Annotated in this window: 5 protein-coding genes and 2 pseudogenes; 5 read left to right on the top strand and 2 right to left on the bottom strand. The window is 32.7% G+C overall.

Annotated features, from left to right (window positions below):
* Window positions 1-442 precede the first annotated feature (442 nt).
* Window positions 443-1,018 (top strand): annotated as a pseudogene (locus HKP48_RS01575) (carbonic anhydrase).
* 80 nt (window positions 1,019-1,098) lie between these two features.
* Here HKP48_RS01575 and HKP48_RS01580 read toward each other — a convergent pair.
* On the bottom strand, window positions 1,099-1,890 hold the full coding sequence (locus HKP48_RS01580; protein WP_296342124.1) for an SDR family oxidoreductase: 792 nt from the start codon (window positions 1,888-1,890) through the stop codon (window positions 1,099-1,101).
* Between the two features lie 98 nt (window positions 1,891-1,988).
* Here HKP48_RS01580 and HKP48_RS01585 point away from each other — a divergent pair, with 98 nt between their 5' ends.
* From HKP48_RS01585 to HKP48_RS01600, 4 genes are all read left to right on the top strand, one after another.
* Window positions 1,989-3,026, top strand: a complete 1,038-nt coding sequence (locus HKP48_RS01585; protein ID WP_296342131.1) for an o-succinylbenzoate synthase — start codon at window positions 1,989-1,991, stop codon at window positions 3,024-3,026.
* Window positions 3,026-4,198: a CPBP family glutamic-type intramembrane protease gene (locus tag HKP48_RS01590; protein ID WP_296342126.1), complete on the top strand. Its 1,173-nt coding sequence runs from the start codon at window positions 3,026-3,028 to the stop codon at window positions 4,196-4,198. The genes HKP48_RS01585 and HKP48_RS01590 overlap by 1 nt, the downstream gene beginning before the upstream one ends.
* The gene (locus HKP48_RS01595) at window positions 4,195-5,280 is read left to right on the top strand and encodes an AMP-binding protein (RefSeq protein WP_363928575.1); all 1,086 of its coding nucleotides are present in this window, start codon (window positions 4,195-4,197) and stop codon (window positions 5,278-5,280) included. Before HKP48_RS01590 ends, HKP48_RS01595 begins: the two co-directional genes overlap by 4 nt.
* 91 nt (window positions 5,281-5,371) lie before the next feature.
* Window positions 5,372-5,593, top strand: coding sequence for a hypothetical protein (locus HKP48_RS01600; protein ID WP_296342129.1), 222 nt, complete (start codon window positions 5,372-5,374; stop codon window positions 5,591-5,593).
* On the opposite strand, the pseudogene HKP48_RS01605 reads toward HKP48_RS01600, so the two are convergent.
* Window positions 5,582-5,698, bottom strand: a pseudogene (locus tag HKP48_RS01605) (IS1595 family transposase); the annotation flags it as partial. The gene HKP48_RS01600 and the pseudogene HKP48_RS01605 overlap by 12 nt on opposite strands.

Below are 5,698 nucleotides of genomic sequence, written 5' to 3' on the forward strand. Positions count from 1 at the left end.
ATCAAAAAACACGGTAGAAGGGCCAAGAGTATATTCAAATATGGACTCGATTATATCGCTGCTGTATTATTAAACCCTGTAAATCAAAACAATATAAACGTGACTAAATTTTTGTCATGTACTTAGATAATTTTTAATAAAAACAAATTATTACAACCACTTAAATAAACTTAAATATGAAACGCGCATGCTAAACATATTATCATCCAAAGGAATGATTAATAGCGAACAGCATGTGTCCTAAAAAAACAATACATATAAACACATAAAAAAGACATTTAAAACATTAGGTATCGCAGTATTAGTAATGGGAATCGTAGCTTGTAAAGAAGCAAATTATTCTGATAACGAAAAGGTAGAAAAGTTAGAAACTTTAAAAAAAGCAGATACTATAGAACAGAGTCCTATAAAAAGTATCTTAACAGCAGAAGAGCAGGTAGGTATGACGCCTGATGAAATTATAGGTCGCCTTAAAAAAGAAAATGAAAACTTTATTCGAAATAATTTAACAAGAAGAGACCATTCTGCCCAACGCATAGATGCTATAATTGGACAATATCCAAAAGCTATCGTATTATCTTGTGTAGGTAGTAGAGTACCTGTCGAGGATGTTTTTGACTTAGGAATTGGTGATATTTTTGTGGCAAGAGTTGCAGGTAACATTGAAAATCCAGATATAGTTGGCTAAATGGAATTTGCTCAAGCTGTTGCAGGCTCAAAATTAGTTATTGTTATGGGACACACGTCTTGTTGTGGGAAAGTGTCTGCTATTGATAATACAGCTGCAATGGATATGTATGCTTTACAGAATTTATTAGATGAAATTCAACCATCTGTTCTAGCAACAGCTAAAAATGCTGAGATGTCTTCAAATAATGAAGAATACACAAATAGTGCCATTACTAAAAATGCAATGGTTACTTTAGAAGATATACGTAAGCAATCTCCAAAGATGGCAAGCCTAGAAAGAGAAGGTAAAATTAAAATTGTACCAGCTGTCTACAATATGGCTACTTGAAAGGTAAAGTTCCTTTAGAGCAAAAGAATCAAATCTTAACTTAGCGCTAATACATATATTATGTGTTAGCGTTTCTCCATTCATCTCACTTTACTTTTAGTTACGACTCTGTGAAGTAGTTTAGGGAAGAAACGTTTTAATAAAATTCCTTTTGTTTCTTTACCACCGATGTAAGTTTCAAACTGTAGTTTAGAAATAGCTTTTAGCATTTTTTTAGAAAATTCTTCTACAGATAAGCCATTTTCAGTCGCATCATCCAATTCGTTTAGTTGGCTTCCGTCTCCTGTTAAAGCATTACGAGATACATCTGTATTTACAAAACCAGGACAAATAAGTGTAACTTTGATATTATCTTTTTCATGTTCCATTCGCAACACATCAAAAAAACCGTGAAGAGCATGTTTCGCTCCGCAATAGCCTGAGCGATAAGGTGACCCAAATTTTCCCATTAAACTGGTAACGGTTACAAAATGTCCAGATTGCTGTTCTATAAAATGTGGTAATATGGCTTTAGAAAGTCCAACTGTACCTAGATAGTCAATCTCCATTAACTTTTTATCCACTAAAATATCAGTTTCTACAATTAACGAGCGTTGGCTAATTCCTCCATTATTTATCAAAATGTTTATTTGCCCAAAAAGTGCAACAGCTTTTTTTGCTATCGGTTTCATGTTATCGAAATCTGCCAAATCGAATGGTAGAACTTTTACTTCGCTAGTCTTAAGGCATTTAGATTTTACATCATTTAAAACAGTTTCTCTTCTAGAAGACAAAATGAGTTTACAATCTTGCTTAGAAAGTTCAATGGCTAGTGCTTTACCAATTCCGCTAGACGCTCCCGTAATCCAAACCACTTTATCTTTAAAATACATAGCAATCGTTTATTTTTTAAAATTAGAAATAATTTGCCAATTGTAATCCGTAATGGTAAAATTTTGAAGATTAAATTAATTATCTTTGATACTCTATGATTAAGGCTAAGTATTACCAATATATACTCGATTTTAAGCGTCCAAGCGGAACTTCTCGTGGTGTAATGACAACCAAGGAGACATGGTTTATTATCCTTGAAGAAAACGGTAAGAAGGGCATTGGAGAATGCGGAATTTTAAGGGGACTTTCAATTGATGATAGACCAGATTTTGAAGATAAACTAAAATGGCTTTGCGATAATATTAACCTAGGATTAGAAAAATTGCTTAGTGAACTGGTGGAGTTTCCGAGTATTCAATTTGGATTAGAAATCGCTTTTAAATCATTAAACTCAGATAATACGTTTATATTATTTCCGTCTAAATTTGCAAAAGGTGTAGATAGCATAAATATTAACGGATTGGTTTGGATGGGAGATGAAGCCTTTATGAGACAGCAGATTGAAGAGAAAATTGATTCAGGATTTAATTGCATAAAACTTAAGATAGGTGCAATAGATTTTCAAACAGAATTAGACATTCTAAAATCTATTAGAAGAGAATTTTCAGTATCTGATATACAATTACGTGTGGATGCTAACGGTGCATTTCAGCCTAATGAAGCCTTAGAAAAATTAAAAAAGCTTTCAGAATACCAATTACATTCTATAGAGCAACCTATAAAACCGAAACAGTTTAGTGACATGGCAATGCTCTGTAAAGCTTCGCCACTAGATATTGCTTTAGATGAAGAGTTAATAGGTGTTTTTTCAGGTGAAGAAAAAGAGGAAATTATTTCAACCATAAAACCTCAATATATCATTTTAAAGCCCAGTTTAATTGGCGGTATAACAGGAAGCCAAAGTTGGATAGATATCGCTGAGAGTCACAAAGTAGAATGGTGGATAACTAGTGCACTAGAAAGTAATATAGGTCTAAACGCCATAGCACAATGGACTTACACTTTAAATAACAAAATGCCTCAAGGTTTGGGCACAGGAAGTTTATTTGCAAATAATTTTCAGTCGCCTTTAAGCGTAAAAAATGGTACTTTGCAATACGATAAAAATACAAATTGGAAACTTAATATTATATAATGGATTATATACAACAAGCGTATAAAGGGCTTCACGATTGGTGGAGATATCTAGTAGGAAGCATTATCATTTTTATCGCATGGCAAGTGTTAGGAATGATACCATTACTTATTTTTTTAGGAATTGAAGTTGCAGGCGGAGCAAGCTTGGCCGAAATAACAGATATTGCTAAAATGGCATCCCTCTTAGGGAATAATTTATTCCTGTTTTTAATGTTAGTTTCATTTGCTGTTGGCTTAATTGGTCTTATTTTCTCTGCTAAATTGCTTCATAAGCAATCGTTTTTAAAATTAACAACAACACGTTCTAAAATAGATTGGAAACGGTTTTGGTTTGTTTTTGTTTTGTGGGGAATCTTTTCAGTAGGGTCAACTATGTTAACCTATTATGCTGCACCAGAAGAGTATATTTTCAATTTTAATCCACAACCCTTCTTTATATTATGTGCAATAGTGATTTTAATTATGCCGCTACAAACCAGTTTTGAGGAATATTTATTTAGAGGATATTTAATGCAAGGAATTAGTGTCTCATCTAAGGAAAAGTTTTTTTCATTTACAATTTTGTACTTAGCACTTTTCTGCATGTTTTATTATCTACTTCATACATTTACTAATTTTAGCTTCTTGTATATATTAGTTTATTTGACATTTTCAATTGTAACTTTTTTTGCTTTGACAAACAGTAAAAAATTCTATAATTATTTAGAATCTAGTAGTTTGTATAAATCGTTATCTAATATTTTATCTAGAAAATTAACACCACTTATATTAACATCTGTCGGTTTTGGATTATTACACGGTTTAAATCCTGAGGTAGACAAACTAGGACCAATTATGATGGTGTTTTATATTGGTACTGGTTTAGTGTTAGGTATCATGACTTTAATGGACGATGGCTTAGAGCTTGCACTTGGATTTCATGCTGCTAACAATATGTTCACAGCATTATTAGTTACATCAGACTGGTCTGCATTACAAACGGATGCATTATTGACTTACACTGCTGACCCAGCGAAAATTGGGTTTCTTGAGATTGGTGCACCAGTACTAATCATCTATCCAATATTATTAATAATTTTAGCTAAAGTCTACGGTTGGAAGAACTGGAAAGCTAAATTATTTGGTCCTGTTGAAGAACCACAAAAAGAAGACTATAAAGTAGTAGAATGATGACACCAAGTTTTAATAAGATACATAACAGATTTAAGTTCAATGGAGACTATTTTAGTCACGAAGAATTAAAAGAAGTTGCTTACAGTCTTATTAAAGAAGGTCAATCTTACGAGCAAACCACAGGTGATTTTTTAACGGATTGGTTAAATAAAGATGATTTTTTATATGTTAAAACTTCAGGTTCAACCGGGCAACCAAAGCAAATAAAAGTTCAAAAACAAGCCATGGTGAATTCGGCCATAGCCACAGGTAACTTCTTCGGATTAGAACCAGGAAATATGGCAATGAACTGCCTGCCGAATCATTACATTGCAGGAAAAATGATGTTAGTTCGTGCTATGATTTTAGGTTTAGAAATCGATTGTGTAGAGCCAAGTACACACCCTATTTTCGATTATGAAAAGCACTACGATTTCTGCGCAATGATTCCGTTACAATTGAAGCATGTTTTAAATTATACGCATAACATAAAGAGGATAATCATTGGAGGTTCCAAAATTACTCAACCCTTGTTGGAAAGAATAAAAACCAAAACGCCTCTATGTTATGAGACTTATGGTATGACAGAAACCGTAACACATGTCGGACTTAAGCGTTTGGAATCCAAAAATCACGAAGGGGAAACCGTATTTACTGCAATTTCTGGAGTTACATTTAGCCAAGACGATAGGCAATGCTTGGTTATTAACGCGCCAAATCTAATAGATAAAGCTTTGGAAACTAATGATATTATTGATTTAAAATCGGATACTAGTTTTCAATGGCTTGGACGTTTTGATAATGTTATTAATTCTGGTGGCGTAAAACTATTCCCAGAGCAGATTGAAGATAAGCTACAAGCTATAATTGACGAACGCTTTATTGTAGCCTCAGAACCTGATGATGCGTTAGGTGAAAAATTAATACTTATCATCGAGAATCCTCGAGATTCTATAGACAGTTTTAAAAAGCGTATAAAATTCCTCAAAGGCTTGACCAAATACGAAGTACCTAAAGAAATTTATACACTTGACAGATTTGTTGAGACTATCAATGGAAAGCTACAACGTAAAAAAACTATCAAATTAGCTTTAAGCTAGTTTACTCATCAAAACGTAAGCTTCACTCATTCTGTGTTTTATAACATAGGTATTGCATTTAGTTTTATAGAAACTTTAAAATGCAGAACTCATGAAAACGCTAATCCAATATGTTGTGTTACTACTTTTAGCAGCACAACTAAACAGCCAAGAACAGAAAATTGAAACCGAATCTGTAACTCTAGAAAACCTATTTACATTTGTTGTAGACCATTTTGAAGAAGATGGTAATCCACAGAATCTAACTTTTCTTTTAAAAACGCATTCTTCTGGTTTTTCGGATGAAGATAAATTTATTGAGTTACACGTTTAGTTTCTGTTTTAATTGATTTTGATATATTGGTTTACTTTCTACCATTCTTGTAATTGTTTTATGAAAGATACTCGTCTTAAATTGAGAACGATTAATTCTAAAACA

Source organism: Winogradskyella sp. (assembly GCF_013042245.1).
GTDB lineage: Bacteria > Bacteroidota > Bacteroidia > Flavobacteriales > Flavobacteriaceae > Winogradskyella.